Annotated in this window: 19 protein-coding genes and 1 pseudogene; 9 read left to right on the top strand and 11 right to left on the bottom strand. The window is 63.7% G+C overall.

What is annotated here, in order from left to right; translation table 11 throughout:
• Positions 1–21: 21 nt before the first annotated feature.
• A complete protein-coding gene (locus IPL75_04310) occupies positions 22–729 on the bottom strand; it encodes a superoxide dismutase (protein ID MBK9239484.1) in 708 nt (235 codons plus the stop codon).
• 90 nt (positions 730–819) lie between these two features.
• Here IPL75_04310 and corA point away from each other — a divergent pair, with 90 nt between their 5' ends.
• Together corA and IPL75_04300 are read left to right on the top strand one after the other, a co-directional pair.
• On the top strand, positions 820–1,785 hold the full coding sequence (gene corA, locus IPL75_04305) for a magnesium/cobalt transporter CorA (GenBank protein ID MBK9239483.1): 966 nt from the start codon (positions 820–822) through the stop codon (positions 1,783–1,785).
• Positions 1,782–2,888 (top strand): AI-2E family transporter, encoded by a 1,107-nt coding sequence (locus tag IPL75_04300; protein MBK9239482.1) that lies wholly within the window; start codon positions 1,782–1,784, stop codon positions 2,886–2,888. Before corA ends, IPL75_04300 begins: the two co-directional genes overlap by 4 nt.
• A 92-nt stretch (positions 2,889–2,980) precedes the next feature.
• Here the strand turns inward: IPL75_04300 and IPL75_04295 are convergent, their stop codons facing one another.
• Complete coding sequence (locus tag IPL75_04295) at positions 2,981–5,065, bottom strand: M1 family metallopeptidase (protein ID MBK9239481.1); 2,085 nt, start codon at positions 5,063–5,065, stop codon at positions 2,981–2,983.
• A 95-nt stretch (positions 5,066–5,160) separates the two neighbouring features.
• Between IPL75_04295 and IPL75_04290 the strand changes: the two genes are divergently transcribed.
• Both IPL75_04290 and IPL75_04285 read left to right on the top strand, forming a co-directional pair.
• Positions 5,161–5,622, top strand: a complete 462-nt coding sequence (locus IPL75_04290) for a cytochrome c-type biogenesis protein CcmH (protein MBK9239480.1) — start codon at positions 5,161–5,163, stop codon at positions 5,620–5,622.
• A 9-nt stretch (positions 5,623–5,631) separates the two neighbouring features.
• Entirely contained in the window at positions 5,632–5,841 is a 210-nt protein-coding gene (locus tag IPL75_04285) for a DUF2892 domain-containing protein (protein MBK9239479.1), read from the top strand.
• 31 nt (positions 5,842–5,872) lie between these two features.
• Here the strand turns inward: IPL75_04285 and pssA are convergent, their stop codons facing one another.
• Positions 5,873–6,490 (bottom strand): CDP-diacylglycerol--serine O-phosphatidyltransferase, encoded by a 618-nt coding sequence (gene pssA, locus IPL75_04280; protein MBK9239478.1) that lies wholly within the window; start codon positions 6,488–6,490, stop codon positions 5,873–5,875.
• A gap of 353 nt (positions 6,491–6,843) precedes the next feature.
• Here pssA and IPL75_04275 point away from each other — a divergent pair, with 353 nt between their 5' ends.
• From IPL75_04275 to IPL75_04265, 3 genes are all read left to right on the top strand, one after another.
• Positions 6,844–7,473: a hypothetical protein gene (locus tag IPL75_04275; GenBank protein MBK9239477.1), complete on the top strand. Its 630-nt coding sequence runs from the start codon at positions 6,844–6,846 to the stop codon at positions 7,471–7,473.
• Positions 7,470–8,639, top strand: a complete 1,170-nt coding sequence (locus tag IPL75_04270) for a leukotriene A4 hydrolase C-terminal domain-containing protein (protein MBK9239476.1) — start codon at positions 7,470–7,472, stop codon at positions 8,637–8,639. Before IPL75_04275 ends, IPL75_04270 begins: the two co-directional genes overlap by 4 nt.
• 124 nt (positions 8,640–8,763) lie before the next feature.
• On the top strand, positions 8,764–9,393 hold the full coding sequence (locus tag IPL75_04265; protein ID MBK9239475.1) for a DUF2911 domain-containing protein: 630 nt from the start codon (positions 8,764–8,766) through the stop codon (positions 9,391–9,393).
• 77 nt (positions 9,394–9,470) lie between these two features.
• Here IPL75_04265 and IPL75_04260 read toward each other — a convergent pair whose 3' ends face one another.
• The 8 genes and pseudogenes from IPL75_04260 to IPL75_04225 all read right to left on the bottom strand — a co-directional run bounded on the left by IPL75_04260 (position 9,471) and on the right by IPL75_04225 (position 15,817).
• Entirely contained in the window at positions 9,471–9,866 is a 396-nt protein-coding gene (locus tag IPL75_04260) for a four helix bundle protein (protein ID MBK9239474.1), read from the bottom strand.
• 190 nt (positions 9,867–10,056) lie between these two features.
• Positions 10,057–10,995, bottom strand: a complete 939-nt coding sequence (locus IPL75_04255; GenBank protein ID MBK9239473.1) for a hypothetical protein — start codon at positions 10,993–10,995, stop codon at positions 10,057–10,059.
• An 11-nt stretch (positions 10,996–11,006) separates the two neighbouring features.
• A complete protein-coding gene (locus IPL75_04250; protein MBK9239472.1) occupies positions 11,007–11,369 on the bottom strand; it encodes a hypothetical protein in 363 nt (120 codons plus the stop codon).
• Position 11,370: 1 nt separating this feature from the next.
• Positions 11,371–11,904, bottom strand: a complete 534-nt coding sequence (locus IPL75_04245) for an RNA polymerase sigma factor (GenBank protein MBK9239471.1) — start codon at positions 11,902–11,904, stop codon at positions 11,371–11,373.
• Between the two features lie 174 nt (positions 11,905–12,078).
• A pseudogene (locus IPL75_04240) lies at positions 12,079–12,878 on the bottom strand (glutaminyl-peptide cyclotransferase).
• Complete coding sequence (locus IPL75_04235; protein ID MBK9239470.1) at positions 12,875–13,963, bottom strand: hypothetical protein; 1,089 nt, start codon at positions 13,961–13,963, stop codon at positions 12,875–12,877. The pseudogene IPL75_04240 and the gene IPL75_04235 overlap by 4 nt, the downstream one beginning before the upstream one ends.
• Positions 13,960–14,694 (bottom strand): hypothetical protein, encoded by a 735-nt coding sequence (locus IPL75_04230; protein ID MBK9239469.1) that lies wholly within the window; start codon positions 14,692–14,694, stop codon positions 13,960–13,962. Before IPL75_04230 ends, IPL75_04235 begins: the two co-directional genes overlap by 4 nt.
• Positions 14,695–14,758: 64 nt before the next feature.
• Positions 14,759–15,817: a PA0069 family radical SAM protein gene (locus IPL75_04225; protein MBK9239468.1), complete on the bottom strand. Its 1,059-nt coding sequence runs from the start codon at positions 15,815–15,817 to the stop codon at positions 14,759–14,761.
• A gap of 104 nt (positions 15,818–15,921) precedes the next feature.
• Here IPL75_04225 and IPL75_04220 point away from each other — a divergent pair, with 104 nt between their 5' ends.
• Positions 15,922–16,878, top strand: a complete 957-nt coding sequence (locus tag IPL75_04220) for a hypothetical protein (protein ID MBK9239467.1) — start codon at positions 15,922–15,924, stop codon at positions 16,876–16,878.
• An 81-nt stretch (positions 16,879–16,959) separates the two neighbouring features.
• Positions 16,960–17,790: an AraC family transcriptional regulator gene (locus tag IPL75_04215; protein ID MBK9239466.1), complete on the top strand. Its 831-nt coding sequence runs from the start codon at positions 16,960–16,962 to the stop codon at positions 17,788–17,790.
• Positions 17,791–17,812: the final 22 nt, after the last annotated feature.

The following is a 17,812-nucleotide window of genomic DNA, read 5'->3' as shown; positions in this document are numbered from 1 at the left end:
AAGCGACTTGTCGGAAAGGGGTCAAGACGCCAGTCGGCGATTCACTTCGGTCCAGTTGATCACGTTCCAGAACGCGCTGACGTATTCGGCACGACGGTTCTGGTATTTCAGGTAGTACGCGTGTTCCCAGACATCAAGGCCGATGATCGGCTTGCGCCCTTCCGCGAGCGGCGTGTCCTGATTGGCCGTGCTGTGAATCACAAGTTTGCCTTTCTCGTCGCTCAGCCAGGCCCACCCACTGCCGAACCGTGACGCGGCCGCCTGGTTAAAGCGATCGCGAAACGTTTCGAAACTGCCGAAGGTGCTGGTGATGGCGGCAGCCGCTGCGCCCGTGGGGGCGCCGCCGGCGTTGGGCGCCATCAGCGTCCAGAATTGCATGTGGTTGAAGTGCCCACCGCCGTGATTCTGCACGGCCGTCCGGATGCCCTCGGGCACCGTGCCCAGATTGCGCAGCAGGTCTTCGAGTGAGCGGCCGGCCACGGCCGGCTCTTTCGCCAACGCGGTATTGAGCCCGGTCACATAGGTCTGATGATGCCGATCATGGTGAATCGTCATCGTCTGCGCATCGATATGCGGCTCGAGTGCGGCCGCCGGATACGGCAGGGGTGCCAGCGTATATGGCCCGGCCGGTGCGGGAGCCTGGTCAAAGGCAGTAAGGCTGGGTGACGCTACGGCGGCGACTGCGGCGGCGCCGACCGTCGAAAGAAGCTCTCGTCGTGTCATGGACATGGGCATGCGCCTACTCTAGCCTCCCCATCCCTCGTGCTCAAGTGCTCTTCTGCACGATCCGTGCATGCCAAGCGCGGCTAGAATGGCGACGTGCTGGTCAACTGCGTGGCATATCGTCTGGGTGAGCGGGTGGCCGACATCCCGATCAGCGACATTCGATCGCATCTGACCGATCCCGGCTGCTTCGTGTGGGTGGCGCTCAAGGACCCGGCGCCGGAAGAATTTGAACGGCTTCAGGAAGAGTTCAACCTGCACGAACTGGCGGTGGAGGACGCGAGCCGGGGCCACCAGCGCCCGAAAATTGAGGAGTACGGTTCTTCCATCTTCGTCGTGCTCCACATGATTGAAGCCGAGGGCGACGAACTGCTGACGGGCGAGGTCGCGATCTTCGTCGGTCCCCAGTATGTGGTATCGGTGCGGCGCAACTCGCGCCAGGGTTTCACCGAAGTTCGCCGCCGATGCGAGGAGGAGCCCGACCTCCTCAAGCACGGGCCGGCCTACGTGCTGTACGCGCTGATGGACACGGTGGTCGATCGGTACTTTCCGCTCATCGATCGGTTGACGCGGGAAATCGAGGACATCGAGGAGCGTATCTTCGCGAGCAACACCACACGGGCGCAGGTGGAAGCGCTGTATACGTTCAAACAGCGCCTCATGGTGCTGGACCATGCGATCAATCCGTTGCTGGAAGTCACCAGCAAGCTTCACGGTGGGCGTGTGCCGCCCCTGTGCGCAGGACTTCAGGACTATTTTCGCGACGTTTATGACCACTTGCAGCGCCTCAAGCAGTCCACCGACAACTTGCGCGACATGGTGAGCACGGCGCTTTCAGTCAATCTGTCGCTGATTACGCTGCAGGAGAACGAAGTCACGAAGCGGCTGGCGGCTTATGCCGCGCTTGTGGCGGTGCCCACGATGATCGCCGGCGTGTATGGCATGAATTTCAGGCACATGCCGGAGCTGAATTCACCCTACGGCTACCCGTTGACGGTGGCAGCGATGGTGGCCATTGACCTCTATCTCGTGTTTCGGTTCCGGAAAGCGAAATGGCTATGACCGCCGACACCTCGTTCCGCAAGGCCTTCCTCCTGTTCCTGGTCGTCAGCATGACCCTGGTGATGGTGGTCATCCTGAAGGCATTCCTGATGACGATCGTGGCCGCGGCGGTGTTGGCTGGCCTCTTGCGGCCAGTGTACCTGCGGTTGCTGCGGTTGATGCGTGGGCACGCATTGGCTGCGTCCGGCGCTACGGTTCTGCTGACGCTGGTCGTCATCGTCGGCCCATTGATCGGCATCGGCGGCCTGGTGGTGGGCCAGGCGGCCGGAATCACGGAGAACGTCCGGCCGATTGTTGAGAAGTCGATCAACTCGCCGTCTTCGTACCTGGGTCAGAAACTGCAGCGCCTGCCAGGCTATGAGCGTTACCTCAGACCGTATCGGACACAAATTCTGACCAAGGCCGGAGAAGTGGTGAAGTCAGCCGGCGGATTCCTGATGTCCTCGCTGTCGAGTGGCACGCTGAGCACCGTATCGTTGATCTTCAACTTCTTCATCGCCCTGTACGCGATGTTCTTCTTCCTCATCGACGGGCCAAAGATGCTGCGGGAGATACTGGACCACCTGCCATTGCGGGCCGATGAAAAAGTACTGCTCACCGAGCGCTTCATGTCGATCACCAGGGCCACGGTGAAGGGCACCCTGGTGATCGGTCTGATTCAAGGCACGATGTCCGGCCTGGCGTTCTGGGTGGCGGGTATCCCGAACGTGGCGTTCTGGACGGTGCTGATGGTCGTTCTCTCGATCATCCCGCTGATCGGCGGAGCGCTCATCTGGGTGCCTGCCTGCATCGTGTTACTGGCGACGGGTCAGGTGGGAACCGCCATTGGCCTCGCCCTGTTCTGCTCGTTGATCGTCGGTTCGGTGGACAACCTGCTGCGTCCGTGGCTGGTCGGCCGCGATACGAGGCTGCACGATCTCATCATCCTGTTCTCGACCCTGGGCGGCCTGCTGGTGATTGGACCACTCGGCTTCATCGTTGGCCCCGTGCTGGCGGGCCTCTTTGTCACGTCGTGGCAGATCTTCGGGATCGCCTACCGCGAACAACTCGTGGACGGCGCCCCGCTGATCCTGAACGCCGAAGGGGCGATCGCAGAGAAATAGGGGTGGGTACCCAAAACGACCTCTGAGGTAGTTTTTTTCTTGAGAGGGAGAAAAAAACTACCTCAGAGGTCGTTTTGGGTACCCGCTGCCTTTCACCCGCACTGATACGCGCGGGCGCCGGGCGCCAGGGGCGTCGTCGGAGCGGGCCACACGTTGTCGTTCGGGTCACGGTCGGGGAAGCGGCACGACGGATCCAGTGTGATCGTCTCAATCACGCGACCGGCGGAGTCAAACGCCGCACTGAACGTCCGGCTGCCGTTGAACCACACATCCACCGGCCATGTGATCAGCGCGGTCTGCGGATCCAGCAACTTCACCGTGGCATTCGCTACAGGCCGCGGCAACTGACCGGGCGCCGTGAACTTCACCTTCAACACCACGGGTGACGGCATTTGGCCATCCTGCCGCACCGTCACCGTTGTCCGCGCCCCGGCCGTGGCGACGTTCGCGATGCGGCCATCGACAGACTCCGTGGTCCAGAGCCAGTAGTACCAGAACCAGCCCAGGTCCTGTTTGAGGGCGTTGTTCATGAAGAAGACATAGTCCCACGGCGAGGGATGCTTGAAGGCCCATGCCTTCGAGTACTCGCTCATGGCGTGCTGCACAGCCTCGTCTCCCACAATGCCGCCGAGCATGGACAGCATCAGCGGCGCCTTCGAGTAGGTCTGGAAGCCGTACATCACGCCAGCATCATTCGCCGACCACATCATTGCCGGCTCGTCTTCGCTGCCGCTCGTACGCCCGTAACTCTGTCCTGCGCCGTTCAGATTCGCCGGCACACCCCGCGAATCAGCGGCCGACAGCACATTCATGTACTGGTTGAATCCTTCGTCCATCCAGCCATAGCGTGTTTCGTTCGTGCCCACCATCATCGGCCACCACTGGTGTGCCGCCTCATGGTCGGCCGCGCCCTGGTTCGAGTTGATGACCATCGGATATTCCATGCCCGCGCTGGGGCCGTCCTGAAGCGTCAGCTGCGGGAACGGGTACGGCGTCCACAACTTCGAGTAAAACTCGAGCGCGTGACGCGTGATCTGGCCGGCATTGGCAAACTGCGCGGCACGCTCAGGCAGAAACACCATGTGGATGGGCACCGGGCCCTTGGTGGGAATAGTGGCGCGTGTGGCCTGCCACACAAACTTCTTCGCCGTGGCCCACGCAAAGTCGTTGACCTTGTCGGCTGCAAAGTGCCACACGAGTCGTTCACCGGGAGCCGTCGCCTGCCCTGGGCCAATCTCGTCTGGACCCACGATGGTGACGATGGCGTCGGACGAGAGGACGGTGGCCAGGCGCTGGCGCGCCGTGGCGGTGAGCACCTGTTCCGGATTCTGCAGCACGCCAGTGCCGCTGACGATCCAGCCGGCGGGCACATCGATCTTCACGTCGAACTTGCCGAAGTTGTTGTAGAACTCCGACGGACCAAGATAGAGGCTCGTGTCCCAACCGCGCATGTCGTCGTACTTGGCCAGCCGCGGGAACCATTGCGTGGGCTGGAACAGGGTGTCATCCCAACGCTGGGTCATGCGATGGCCGCTGCCAGCCGGTCCACCCGGCAACTTCGTACGCCATGCCACTTCCAGGCGCGCGGTGCCTTTTGCAGGAATCGGATTCGCGAGACTGATCCGCGCCACGGTCTGGGTGAGCCCCGTCACGGCATTCGAACGCTGAGCGGGCGCGCCGCCCGCGCCGGCACCGCCACCACGGCGACCGCCAGTCTGAGGCGTCAGGTCGATGACTGTGCCATCGATGGCCAGGCGCGTCACGACCATGCCGTCTGTGTTCTCGGCCGGCACTGACATGCCGCGCGGCACCAGGCCGCGGAAAATGTTGTGGTCAAGCCGCATGACCAACTCGTTCAACGGCGCCGCACTGTTGTTGTGAATGACGATGGTCTCGGTGCCGGTGATGGTCTGGGTTGCCGGGTCGAGCCGGGCCTCGATCGTGAAGTCGGTCTCCAGTTGCCAGTAATTGGAGCCGGGCCGCCCAGTGAGATCGCGGGTGCCGGCGTCAATGGCGCGCCGAATCGCGTTGGTCAGCGGCACATCGCGGCGGATCGCCCGCGGCGAGGCATTCTGGAGTTGGGCGGCCGCTGCGGCCGCGTTCTGGGCCGAAAGCGCGGCCGGTTCGACAATCATCGTTCCCAGGATGAGGACGCTGAGGATAAGGCGTGAGGTCATAATTCGCGATGATACGCCCATCTGTCACCTTTTTCCCGGTTCAGAGTCTTAAGGGGAAGGGCGCCCTCGGGCGGCCGGATTGGAGCGGGAACGTCATGACACGGCTGCGCGGCTGGATGGTCTGGATGATGGTCTTCGGCAGCGTCGCGGTGGGCGCAACCGACCCTGAACGGGAGGCCCGCGAGATCGAGGACCTGTTGATGGCGCCCTGCTGCTTCCGGCAGCAGGTATCGGTGCATCAGTCACCCACGGCCAACGAGGTGCGTCGCGACATCCGGACCCGGTTGGCGAAGGGCGAGAATCGAGAGGTCATCCTTGCCGCGTATGTCGCCGAGCATGGCCCTGGAGTCCTCGTGGTGCCGCCGGCGCACGGCAGCAACCTCGTGCTGTACGTATTGCCGCCGCTGGCACTCGTGGGTAGCGTCCTCCTGATCGTCGGCGTGATTCGCCGCTTCAGCGCGCCGGGTGAGACTACGGCCCCTCCCGAAGCGCGCCCGGCAGCAGACGACCGCGCGCTCAACGAACAACTGACCGACGACCTTCGAGACCTTGACTAGGAGCACCGCATGAGCAGCCTGCTAAAAGTGAACGAACATCCAATGGAACGTGTGGCGAGGGTCGTCCTGGGCGTGGCCCTTGTCGGCATGGCGGCGATGGGCACCATCGGCGCGTGGGGCTACATCGGCGTGGTGCCGATTCTGACCGGGGCCCTGGGCACGTGCCCGCTGTACACGCTGCTTGGAGTCTCAACCTGCCCGGTCAAGACCCGAACCTGAGCCCGTCAGGGCTTCGGCACCCTTAAGCCCGTCAGGGCTTCGGCACCTTGATGGTGCTGATCATCAGGCTTCCGTTCAGCAGGAACAGCAGCGAGAACGGGTGGAACTGCCGGCCGAGGAGATTCACGTGGCCGCCCACGAAGTTTGATCCGGTGAGGTCAAACGCAAACAGCACCGCCATCACCACCACCAGGAAGACACTCGTGGGAATCGGCGTTCCTTCGAAGTAGCGGACTTTCCCTGTGGCACTGTCGGTCAGTGCGTTCGATGTCACGTTGTATCGCGCCAGGCGGCTGATGCCGGCGCACACAAACAGAATGAGGCAGATCGCGTCCCACAACCCACGCAGGCCGAGCGTGTAGGCCAGCACGGCGGGCGCCACGCCGAACGACACGATGTCGGCCAGAGAATCCAGTTCGGCGCCCATCACGGACTTATGGCGCACGTCCAGACGCGCCACCCACCCGTCGAGCGCATCAAACACGAGCGCCAGCACAGGGAGGGCAAATGCCGTCCAGAGCCAGCGTTCCTGATCACCCGCTAGATAGCTCAGGCAGGCGAAGATCGTCACCGTACCGCACCCTGCGTTGGCCAGGGTGAGCAGATCAGCCCAGGTGTACGAACGGAGCATCGACGGCCTTTTGCTCATCTTCACAGCGTACCGCACCTCGGCAGTAGACTGGGGGGCATGAGCCTGGTGTCGCGCTGCATCGCGATCACGACGGATCACAGGAGTCACGGAGACGCGGAGGACCTTCTGGAAGACCTTCACGTCGCGCTGCATCCTTGTCACGACGGATCACAGGAGACACGGAGATGATGAGGTTTTTTTCTAAGATCTGCACATCCCGCTGCATCGCTGACCCCGGGACCCCACAGGACCCCGACAGAGGACTCTGGACCCTGGACACTGGACCCGGGACCTACCGACGGCTCACGGCATCTGCGTACCTTCTGGCGGCCGGCGCCCTTCTCGCGGGCTGCGGCTCGAAAGACACCCCCATGATTCCCATCCCCACCGACTCGTCGTCGTACGCCAACGTCAACGCATTCACGACGAAACACCTGGTGCTGGATTTGACGACGGACTTTAGCGCGAAGACGCTGGCGGGCACCGTGGAACTGCAGTTCGAGCGGCGCGACCCGACCGCCACTGAATTGGTGCTGGACTCGCGCGACCTCACAATCACGAAGGCCGAGGCTGCGATTGGTACGGCCGGGTGGGTTCCGACCACGTTCAGGCTCGACGCCGCGACACCGGCATTTGGCAGCGCGCTGCGAGTCGCGATGCCACCCGGAGCCGACCGCGCCCGCATCACCTACTCATCGTCGCCCGACGCGAAAGGCCTGCAGTGGCTCACGCCGGCGCAGACGGCGGGGCGCGCGCATCCGTTCCTCTTTACGCAGGCCCAGGCCATCCAGGCGCGGTCGTTTATTCCGTTGCAGGATCTGCCGGGGGTCCGTCTGACGTACGACGCGACCATTCGCACGCCGAAAGAGCTGGTCGCGGTGATGGCGGCCGAGATGACGCCGGGCACCGCCGGCACGGGCGTCTTCACATTCAGGATGCCGCAGCCGATTCCGTCGCACTCATCGCGCTTGCGGTGGGCGATCTCACGTTCAAGGCGATGAGCCCGCGCACCGGCATCTGGGCGGAGCCTTCCGTGGTGGAGGCCGCGGCGCGGGAGTTTGAAGATACCGAACAGATGGTGGCCGCTACCGAGAAGCTGTATGGGCCGTACCGGTGGGGCCGGTATGACCTGCTGGTGTTGCCGCCGTCATTTCCGTTCGGTGGGATGGAGAATCCTCGGCTGACGTTTGCCACGCCGACAGTGATCGCCGGCGACAAGTCTCTCGTCTCTCTCGTGGCTCACGAACTTGCGCACTCCTGGTCGGGCAACCTCGTGACCAACGCCACGTGGCCCGACTTCTGGCTCAACGAAGGATTTACCACCTACCTTGAGCGCCGCATTATCGAAGCGCTGTACGGGAAGGATCGGGCCGACATGGAAGCGATGATTGGCGTAGCCGACCTCGCAGACTCGCGATCGACCATCACCGTGCCGCGCGACAAGACGCTGCTGCCCGACATGACCGGCCGGGATCCGGACGACGCGTACTCGTCGGTGGCGTACGAACAAGGCGCGTTGTTTCTCAGGTTCCTGGAAGACAAGTACGGACGCCAGGAGTTCGACACGTTTCTGCGGAAGTGGTTCGACACGCACGCCTTCCAGAGCGCCACGACGGAGAGCTTCCTTGCGTTTTTAAAGGCCGAGCTCATGGCGCGCGCGCCGGGCGCGGTCACCGACGCCCAGGTGCAGGAGTGGCTGCGCTCGGAAGGTGTGCCCGCCTTTGCGGTGCTGCCGAAGTCCGATGCGTTTGTCAGGGTGGAAGCCGCGCGCGACGCCTGGCTTGCCGGCGCGCCCATTGCGACGCTCGCGTCTGCGTCGAAGTCGTGGTCGGCGCATGAGTGGATTCACTTTGTGGATGCGCTGCCGCGCACGCTGACTCCGGCGCAAATGCGGGCGCTCGACGGGCAGTTTGGGTTCACGAAGTCAGGCAACTCGGAGATTGCGCACGCCTGGTTCAGGCTCGCAATCGCCACGCGCTATACACAGGCGTACGCGGCGATGGAAGACTACATGGTCCGCATCGGACGCCGGAAGCTCATCCTCCCCCTGTATCGCGACCTGGCCGCGACGCCCGAGGGCAAGGCCCTGGCGGTCCGCATTTTCGCCAAGGCGAGAGACGGGTATCATCCAATGGCAAGAACAGCGGTGCAGGACGTGGTGAAATAGTCCAGGGTCCAGGGTCCAGGGTCCAGAGTCCAGGGCTTGCCTCGCCGTAGCCTTGGCGAAGGCGGGTCCAGGGTCCAGAAAATGGAGGGCGTGGCTTTAGCCGCGCCAATTGAGGAGCAAACGAATGGTGAAGCGGTTATTGGTGTGTGGTGTGGTGGCGGTGATGGGTGTGGCGCTTGCGGCGCAGGCACCGGCGAATCGGCCGGCGAGTGGCCGGGGTCAGGCCTCGACGCAGATCGGTGGCGACTGGGTCAAGGGCGAACGCAGCTCGACGTATCAGGGCGGCAAGTGGATCGACGTCACGTACGGTCGGCCCGTGTTGCGGCAGCGCGCGAATATCTTCGGCACCGGGGCCGACTACGGCAAGACGCTGAACGCCGGTGCGCCGGTCTGGCGTGCGGGCGCGGACCAGTCCACACGGTTCAAGACTGACGTGGCGCTCGACTTCGCCGGCAAAGCCCTGCCGGCCGGTGAGTATTCGATGTACATCGGCCTCGCCGAAAAGGAGTGGACGTTCGTGCTCTCTTCCTGGCCCGCGCAGCAGAAGTACGACCCGGCCAACAAGACCGAACTCTGGGGCGCCTACAACTACACGGCGGACCGCGACGTCCTTCGCGTGCCGATGAAGCTCGACGCGCTGCCGTACTCGGTTGATGAGTTCACGATCGCCTTCGTGGACATGACCAAGACCGGTGGCCGCCTCGCGGTCATGTGGGACAGGACGATGGCGTCGGTCGCGTTCAAGACGCAATAGAGTCCAGAGTCCAGGGCTTGCCCCGCCGTAGCCTTGGCGTAGGCGGGTCCAGAGTCCAGAGTCCAGAGTCCGGGGGGTTACGGCCTCCCGGACTTCTGCGGCTTTTTGACGAACGGTTGGAGGCTCTTCCAGAGTGCCATTGTGGCGGCACCACATTTTCTGGCGTGGTCGAATGCCGGACCACAGGCCTCCATCGTGAAATAGCCACGGTCTACGCCATCCCGAAGCCGATGCTCGGCCTCTTCCAATGACGCGCGCGAGAAACGCAGGAACTGTGCAATCTCTCCCGCGCCAAAGCGGCGCCAGCCCTCAGCAATATTCATCTCTGCGCTAGCCGCCGATTCAAACAGCTGGCCCCTGTACTTGAAGTCGGCGTTCGCGTCGGGACTGGCCCGCACGAGCGCGTAGACTGCGCACTTGAACGCTCTCGCGTGCTGGAACGCCCTCAGCTCTTCAACGTGCCGCACTCCCATGGCACCGATGGCAGCACACGGCATGCCAGGGCGAAAACGCCGGGAAATCGGAGGCCTGGGCCAGAAGATCGCAACCTGTGCAACCTCGAAGTCTGCGTCCCTGGCAATTTCTTCAATATGGACTCTGGACCGCCTCCGCCAAGGCTACGACGAGGCAAGCCCAGGACTCTGGACTCTGGACTCTGGACGCCTACCTCATCCGCCTGCTCTTCACCCGCACCGACAAGGAATGTCCGGCAAATGCTTTCCACCCGGGTCCGGATCCCTGCGGTATCTCAAACGACGTCACCGAGTCCGGCCCTATTTCAAGGACCATCCTGCCGCCGCCGTTACTACTGACCGAGAGCGAATCAGACAGGACCACCTTGCTGCCGGCGCTACTGCCGAAGTGGCTCGAGTTGAGGCCGTATTGCTCTCCAGCCAGGAGCCGCTGCGCGCTGAATTCGAGAGCTAAAGAGTCTCCGGCCTTCGGGCGAAGGGTGAACTGACCGAACACATCGAGCACAGCAGTGCCGACACGTTCCTCGTCGAAAAAGAACGGAATGCTCGAATTTAGTTCACCCCGCACATTGATATGCTGCATCGTCTCCTTGCCTCCAGGCTGCTTGTGAACCAGCCACAGGTCTGTGGATGCCACACGCTTGCGCTCGGGTTCCTGCGCCCTGAGGCCGACGATGAGTGTGGCAACGGGACCGCCGCACTCAGATTTCGCCGTTTGCGGCAACACAAAGGTATCGAGCGGCAAGAAGTCACCGGGCCGAAGCAGGACCACAACCTCTTTGAATTCCTTCCCTGCTCTCTTGCCGAGCTCGACTTCTCTCGACCAGTGCAGCCGGATCACTGCGTTCTCACCCGTGATCTCAACCGGCATCGCGTCAAGTTGCCATCCGATCGCTGCGTTCGAATCGAACTCAGAAATGGTGCCTGCTGCGAAGCCACACGAATTCTCGATTGAGTAGGTTCTCATCCGGAGCGACTGCCCCTTCACGACCGGCTTCGAGCTCCACGAGCTTCTCCCGCCTGGCTCGTTGCCGAACCTCATCTCTGTGTGGAGGGTAAGGTCAAACAACTGTGGAGCTGCCTGCTCCGGCGCACCAATCAACAAGCCAAATGCGAAAACGAGATTCATGATCCCCATTGCTAATTCCCCCCGCTTCCTGGCGATTCGGTCCAGTTCACACCCGGCTCGAACTTAATTACTGTGGTCGGCTCAGGCGCGGCAACCGACGCCGGCGCGCCAAGCGCAGGCGTCGCACTGCCCACTGCATTTCGTCCGAATTGGTACCCGCCAACCAAGGCAATCAACACCGCAGCGGCGGAAGCCCACATCCACGGCACGCGCCGCGGCGCCAGGACTGCCACTGGGGCCGCGACTTCGATGGGGTTGATCACAACCCGCATCGCGATCAGATCGAGCAGAAGGTCCCGCCCCTCTGGTGTGGCGAGGGCGGCAGACAGCTCTTGCCCGTCAATGGGTTCGTTGTCGAGGAACGCTGAAATCACGTCATGCATTGTTGGTCCTTCGGTCGATAGGGAAACCCGCACGCAGCGGCCGTGCGCGGGCCGCGGAAATCGGTTGTTGGAGGTATTCGCGCAGCTCAAGCCGGGCTCGATGGATTCGCGATCGGACGGCATTCGGCGTCAGGTTGCAGGCGTCGGCGATCTCCGTGTAACTCAGGCCCGCCACTTCGCGCATCAGAAACACATCGCGAGCGAGGTCATCGAGCGCCGCCAGAGCCTGGTTCACGATGAGCGCGGTATCCGCGGACCCGCCGGCGCTGACGACGGGCTCGATCGTGATCGGCTCCACCTGCCGGAGTTTCTGGCGTCTGTGATGATCGATAGCGATGTTGCGGGCGATGTGGAACACCCAGGCCCGCCGGCCTTCTTCAGTCGTCGGGAGCGCGTTCGCCGCCGCCACTCGCACGAACACATCCTGCGCCAGGTCCCTGGCCGTGTCAGCATTGCCCACGGCGCCCGTGAGGTATTTCACGAGTCCCTGATGACAGGCCAGAAACAAGGCGTTGGATTCAGCCATTCGCGCCACTACACCCAATAACGCACGAACAGCCCCAACCTCTCAGGACCTCGGGACCCGCCTCCGCCAAGGCTACGGCGAGGCAAGCCCTGGACTCTGGACCCTGGACCCGCCTCCGCCAAGGCTACGGCGGGGCAAGCCCTGGACTCTGGACCCAGGACCCTGGACCCTGGACTACTGGACCTTGACCTCGTACACCCTCGGCCACTTCTTGCCGGTCACGAAGATGCGTTTGCCTGCGGCGTCGTAGGCAATGCCGTTGAGGACGTCGGCAGGTGGCGTGCGGCGGACCTGGGGCCACAGCGTCGAGAAGTCCACCCATGCGTTGACCGCACCTGTGGCCGGCGCGATGCGGGCCACTCGATCGGTCTGCCAGACGTTCGCCCAGATCTCGCCCTCAATCCACTCCAGCTCATTGAGTTGCGGCACGGGGCGACCCGCGTCCGTCACGCGGATGGTGCGGGTGACGGCGTACGTTTTGGATCGAGGAATGTGAGCCGGTCGGATCCATCGCTCATCACAAGGCCGCCCTTTACGTCGTAGGCGATCCCCCATCCTTCCGTCTGGTACTGAAACGTCCGGCGCTGCGTAAACGTCTTGCGGTCGTACACAAACCCGATCTTGCTCTGCCAGGTGAGCTGCACGAGCGCATCACCCACCAGGGCCAGCCCTTCAGCGAAGTACTTCGCATCGATCGCCTTGCGCTGCAGGACCTTGCCCGTGGCAATCTCCACCCGGCGCAGAGATGACTCGCCGAACAGCCCGGTGCTTTCAAGAAACTCCCCGTCGGCGTAGACCAGTCCCTGCGTAAACGCGCCCGGATCATGCGGGAACGAGTTGACGACGGTGAAGGACTGAACCGGTGCGTTGCGACGTTGGGCGCCCGGCTCCGGGCTGACGCCACGGACCGCCACAAACGTCGCGACGCTGATCGCCACCACGGCAACACTGCTCACAATAAATCGCCGATTCATGTCGTCAGCATCGCACAACCCGGGCCGGATCGGCGCCGGGTTACGTCCCGCTGCCCCTGGGCCCACCCGCCGGCGTTGGGGCCGGTACGGGAAGCGGGAGCGGCAGAGTGACGAGGGTGACGTCGGCCCCAAGCCAGATCATGTCGCTCGTGATCAGCGAGGCCGCCGGCCTTGACCCCGATCTGCACCGGTGTGCCGCGCACCATCACGGTCTGGGCAAACCCGATCGGCAGGGCCATGGGTCGCACCTTCTCGATCGGCAGACGCACACTGAAACCTCGGGCCAGCATGCCTTCAAGTCCCTCGGGAATATTCACGCGGTCGATCACAAATCCGCACAAGCCTTTTTTTGCGTCGAGTGCTTTCTGCACGAGGTCCCACGAGGCTTTTGATGGCACCACCCGCACCCGAATGCGGAGCGCCGGCATGCGCGGGGTCACAATGATCGCGTCGTCTGTGGTGGAAAGCTGCAAGGTGCCGGCGAGGCGGTAGACGGCCGGAGTCACGGTGCCGGTGACGACCTCGAGCATGGTCATGTCGCCACACACGGCGTTGCTGATGCCTCGCGCGTGCCAGAGGAAATCGATCTCGGCCGTGCCCGTGCCCGATTCCACGCGCACCGGCATCGCCATGCGCATCTGGTTGCCGCCGAATTGGAGGTCCGGGGTGCCGGCGCCCAGCTTGACGTTGACCTGTTTGACGCGAAGCGTGAGGTCGAAGTCGCCGAGCGACACCACCCTACGGATTTCACCTTGCCTCCGAACGCGGAGATTGGCCAGCGTGAGCGACACCTGATCGGTCACGCCAGCGGCGAGCGTTGACACCACCGCTCGCGCCAGCGTGGTGGGGATGCCGATACGCAGCGGTTTGTCCGGGCCGCCTGTCAGGCGGCCATCGAGGTGCACCGCGCCCACAACCCCGGCCCGAAGTCGATCGCGCTCGGCCGTGAGCGTCACCAGGTCGGCCTGGAGCTTCGCAATGGTTCGCCGCCCCGCACGTGACCGGCCGACCATCAGCCACGATGTCATCAACGTCGCGACCACGGCCGAAGTCGCCACGAGTACGGTGACGTGCCGGCGGGTCACGGTGCCCCCTTGCCGGCCTGAGCCACCTCGACGTGCAGGCCAATCCACAAGCGGCCGTTCGCCGCAAACACGCGTGAGACCGACGCCTTCACGGGAAATCGGACGCTGGCGATCTGCACCGGACCGTCTGTGACGGCAGGAATGAGGATGTCTTCCTGTATGCGCACCGGAATCTCGACGACCGGCAGCTGCTCCACGAGTTCAAGCCGCAGCAGCTCGGCCACGTCATCCAGCGACGATCCGCTGAACAGCGACCCGACGCCGGCCGTGGACTCAATTTCCAGATGGTCGGCGGATATCTGGGCTCTCAACGTGAACGTCGTGGTATCCACGTCGATGCGGCTCAACGCCCCGATGAGTTTCACGGCGACGGTAATGCCCGGCAGTCCGTCCCGGCTCACCATGCCGCGCAGTTGCACAGTGGGCGCGCCATTAAAACCCACGTCCACCGCGGTGAGCGCCATCCTGTATGGCGCCGCCTCGATATCGATCGGAAGACGCCGCGCGATCAACCCCTGGATGAGCGCTTCTTGAATCGCCACCACAACATCGGAGGCGGGAATGAGGCTCTCGCCCCGGCTGATGAGCGCCGCTGACTCGCGCAATCCTTCGAGTTCACGCTCCAGCTGCGCCTTCTGGGCCTGCAGAGCGCTGGCGCCCTCGTACGGATCTCCACACCCGGCCGCGAGGACGGTCACACAGGCGAGGGCCACGAGCGTTTTTAGTCTCACAGGACTGCCATGCTTCCAGGGTGATCCTACAGGCTCGAACGAGCCGGACGCTGTACCGTCGGAGTCAGCCAAACAGACGCATCTGGCTCCCGCCAGGGCGCCGAAAGGCTTGTGTGGAGAGCGTGAGCCTCTGCGTCAGCCCCAGTTTGCGCCGATGGAGGTCGAACACCTGGTGGATGGACTCAGCGAATGGGCCCTGGCCAACCATGCGGCTGCCAAACTTCGGATCGTTGAGCTTGCCGTCGCGCATGGCGCGAAGCCGGTTGAGCACCTTCTCTTTGCGAAGCGGCGCATGCGCCTCAAGCCACGCCTCGAACAGATCTTTGACGCCGTGCGGCAGTCGCACAACGGTGCAGCCCGCCATCATGGCGCCCGCCTGGGCCGCAGCTTCGAGGATGGCGGGCACTTCATGGTCGGTGAGCGCCGGAATGATGGGCGCCACCATCACGCCCACGGGTATGCCAGCCTCGCGCAGCTTCCGCACGGCTTCCAGTCGCAGCGCCGGACGCGATGCCCGCGGCTCCATGACGCGCGCGAGGTCATCATCGAGTGTGGTGATTGAAAGAAACACCTGCGCGGCCTGGTGTTGCGCCAGTGACGCCAGCAGGTCGATGTCGCGTGTCACGAGATGGTTCTTGGTAATGACGGCCACCGGGTTGCGGCACGCCTCGAGCACCTCCAAGCACGCGCGTGTGACCCGCAGTTTGCGCTCCACGGGCTGATACGGGTCGGTGACGCCGCTCAGTCCAATCACCTGGGGCGTCCAGGATTTCGCGGCGAGCGCTTCGCGCAGCAGCGCGGCGGCATTTTCCTTGACGAAGATCTTGCTTTCGAAATCGGCACCGGCGGACAGACCGAGATATTCGTGGTACGGGCGCGCGTAGCAATAGATGCATCCGTGCTCGCAGCCGCGGTACGGATTCACGGACGCGTCCATCGGCACGTCCGGACTGTCGTTGAAGGCCAGGATGCTCTTTGACGTGTCCCTGAACAGCTCTGTGGGCCGCGCGGCCCTGGTGTCATCGGGCTCGTCGCCCGGCTCCTGCACAAAGGCCAGCCGTTCAAAGCGGCCGGAGGGATTGGCCGGTGCCCCTCGACCCTTCACGGCTGGATTGTTCGGCACGCCCCAAGCCTAGCGCCGACCGGAGCGCAAAGCGAACAAAAAGCGTAAGAACGTCGCATTCCTTCAAGACGGGTCGACGACCCGGGGGTTACAGTGACGAATCTATGCGTAAAGCCATCGTCCTCTTCGGCATCGTGTTCTCTGCCAGCGCTGCCACCGTTTTCGTGGAGCAGCAGCCCAACTTCAGCGGCACGTGGGTGGCGACCAAGAACACGCCACCGACCATCGAGGCCGCCCCAAGCGCCGTGTTTGGCGACCGGTTCGCGCTCCGACAAGAAGGCAGGAACGTGGCGCTCGTCCGGCCCGTTCGTGGGCGTGCGACAGCGCTCACGGTTGTGCTTCCGCTCGACGGTACGGAAACCACCGTGCTTGATCCCAGCCGGCCGTGCAGGGGCCAGTCGGGGCAGTTGATTTCGATGGCTTGGGACGGTGATGCCCTGAAGTACTCGATCACCGGGACCCTGGCGCCGGGAGCCACCACGCCAAGGCGCCCCACGGCGCCGGTTGTCTATCGTTTCCGGTCCGTGTCTGCCGACACGATCGTGATCGAAGCGAGCATACGAGATACGGCGACAGGCCAGCCCAAGCCGGTCGGCACCGTGTATCAGCGATCCACTGAGGTGCTCCCCGAAGATCCGCCCTCTGCGACGAAGGCGCCGCCAGTGGCTCCGGCCAGAATCGCGGACGTCGCGTGGATCGCGGGCGACTGGATGAGCGCCACCGCCACGGGCAGCATCGAAGAGCGTTGGTCCACCGGGGCCGGCGGCGGCATGATCGCCACGAGCCGGACCCTTCGCGGCGACGTGATGACCGAGTTTGAGTTCCTGTGCATCTCTGAACGCGAAGGCACGCTTGTCTACACGGCCATGCCGAATGCCGGGACGGCGACCGACTTCACGCTGACGAAACTCGACGCCGACAGCGCGACGTTTGAGAATCCCGCGCACAACTTCCCGAAGATGATCCGATACGTGAAGCGCCCGGACGGCGGCATGGATGCGATGATCAGCGCCGGCGGCACGTCCAAGCCCACGGTATTCGCGTTCAATCGGAAGAAGTAGCGGTGCCCCTCGGGCTTGAGGAACAGCCCGAGATCCCCAGCTTGAGCCGACGCAGGCGCCTGTGTCAGGCTCTCTGCCTACATGCAGTACGCGGAATTTCCGCCGCATCCGGACCTGGCCGGCATCGTGGCTTGCCTCTGGACCCTTTCCGGCGACGCGTCACGGCTCGGCGCCGACACGCAACCAATACTTCCAGACGGCCGGCCTGAACTGATCCTGCATTTCGGCGACGCCTTCGAGCGGGTCCATGCGGATGGGTGTATTGAGCGGCAGCCGGAGGTCATCTTCGCCGGTCAGCTCACGTCACAGTTGTTGCTGAGGCCGACCGGTGTGATTGGCGTCCTTGGCGTACGCTTCCATCCGTACGGCGCGGCGGCGCTCATTGACACGCCCCAACAGGCACTCGCTGGGCTCACGATTGGCGTCGACGAGATCGCGCCGGCACTCAAGCGCGCGCTCGATGACGTTCGTGCCGCGACAGTGGACCTGACAGAGGCCGTCGCGCTCGTACAACAGATGCTGCCCCGATGGCTCGCCGTCGATCGTATTGACGCGCGCGTCCGGGCGGCCGTGGAACTGATTGCCGGCACGCAGGGCCTCATGCCGATCGACGTTGTGGCGGCCCGAGTCTCGGTGACCCGGCGGCAGCTGGAGCGGACGTTCCTGAGGACGGTCGGCGTGACGCCCAAGCGCCTGGCGCGCATCACTCGATTCCAGCACGCGCTGCGAGTGCTCGAAGAGTGCGAGTCTGCGTCTCCTGGCACACGCACGGCCGTCACGTGCGGCTACGCCGATCAGGCACACTTCATCCGCGACTTTCGAGACCTCGCCGGCTGCCCACCCGGAGAACACCTGCTGAGGCGGTTCGAGTTGACGGGCGTGTTTACTTCACGAGCAACTTCTGTCAGTTGACGGCTATCATCTTCCGGGACAT

Source organism: Acidobacteriota bacterium (assembly GCA_016716905.1).
In the GTDB taxonomy this organism is placed as follows: Bacteria; Acidobacteriota; Vicinamibacteria; order Vicinamibacterales; family SCN-69-37; genus SYFT01.
This window is presented reverse-complemented; position numbering and strand designations above follow the sequence as displayed.

What these genes read in the sequence shown, in the direction of transcription:
- IPL75_04285 (MBK9239479.1), top strand. Translation starts at nt 5,632, where the DNA reads ATGAGCAGCCTGCTAAAAGTGAACGAACATCCAATGGAACGTGTGGCG.
- IPL75_04255 (MBK9239473.1), bottom strand. Translation starts at nt 10,995, where the DNA reads ATGAATCTCGTTTTCGCATTTGGCTTGTTGATTGGTGCGCCGGAGCAG.
- pssA (MBK9239478.1), bottom strand. Translation starts at nt 6,490, where the DNA reads ATGAGCAAAAGGCCGTCGATGCTCCGTTCGTACACCTGGGCTGATCTG.
- IPL75_04265 (MBK9239475.1), top strand. Translation starts at nt 8,764, where the DNA reads ATGGTGAAGCGGTTATTGGTGTGTGGTGTGGTGGCGGTGATGGGTGTG.
- IPL75_04290 (MBK9239480.1), top strand. Translation starts at nt 5,161, where the DNA reads ATGACACGGCTGCGCGGCTGGATGGTCTGGATGATGGTCTTCGGCAGC.
- IPL75_04300 (MBK9239482.1), top strand. Translation starts at nt 1,782, where the DNA reads ATGACCGCCGACACCTCGTTCCGCAAGGCCTTCCTCCTGTTCCTGGTC.
- IPL75_04260 (MBK9239474.1), bottom strand. Translation starts at nt 9,866, where the DNA reads ATGGGAGTGCGGCACGTTGAAGAGCTGAGGGCGTTCCAGCACGCGAGA.
- IPL75_04245 (MBK9239471.1), bottom strand. Translation starts at nt 11,904, where the DNA reads ATGGCTGAATCCAACGCCTTGTTTCTGGCCTGTCATCAGGGACTCGTG.
- IPL75_04310 (MBK9239484.1), bottom strand. Translation starts at nt 729, where the DNA reads ATGTCCATGACACGACGAGAGCTTCTTTCGACGGTCGGCGCCGCCGCA.
- IPL75_04220 (MBK9239467.1), top strand. Translation starts at nt 15,922, where the DNA reads ATGCGTAAAGCCATCGTCCTCTTCGGCATCGTGTTCTCTGCCAGCGCT.
- IPL75_04295 (MBK9239481.1), bottom strand. Translation starts at nt 5,065, where the DNA reads ATGACCTCACGCCTTATCCTCAGCGTCCTCATCCTGGGAACGATGATT.
- IPL75_04270 (MBK9239476.1), top strand. Translation starts at nt 7,470, where the DNA reads ATGAGCCCGCGCACCGGCATCTGGGCGGAGCCTTCCGTGGTGGAGGCC.
- IPL75_04275 (MBK9239477.1), top strand. Translation starts at nt 6,844, where the DNA reads ATGATTCCCATCCCCACCGACTCGTCGTCGTACGCCAACGTCAACGCA.
- IPL75_04215 (MBK9239466.1), top strand. Translation starts at nt 16,960, where the DNA reads ATGCAGTACGCGGAATTTCCGCCGCATCCGGACCTGGCCGGCATCGTG.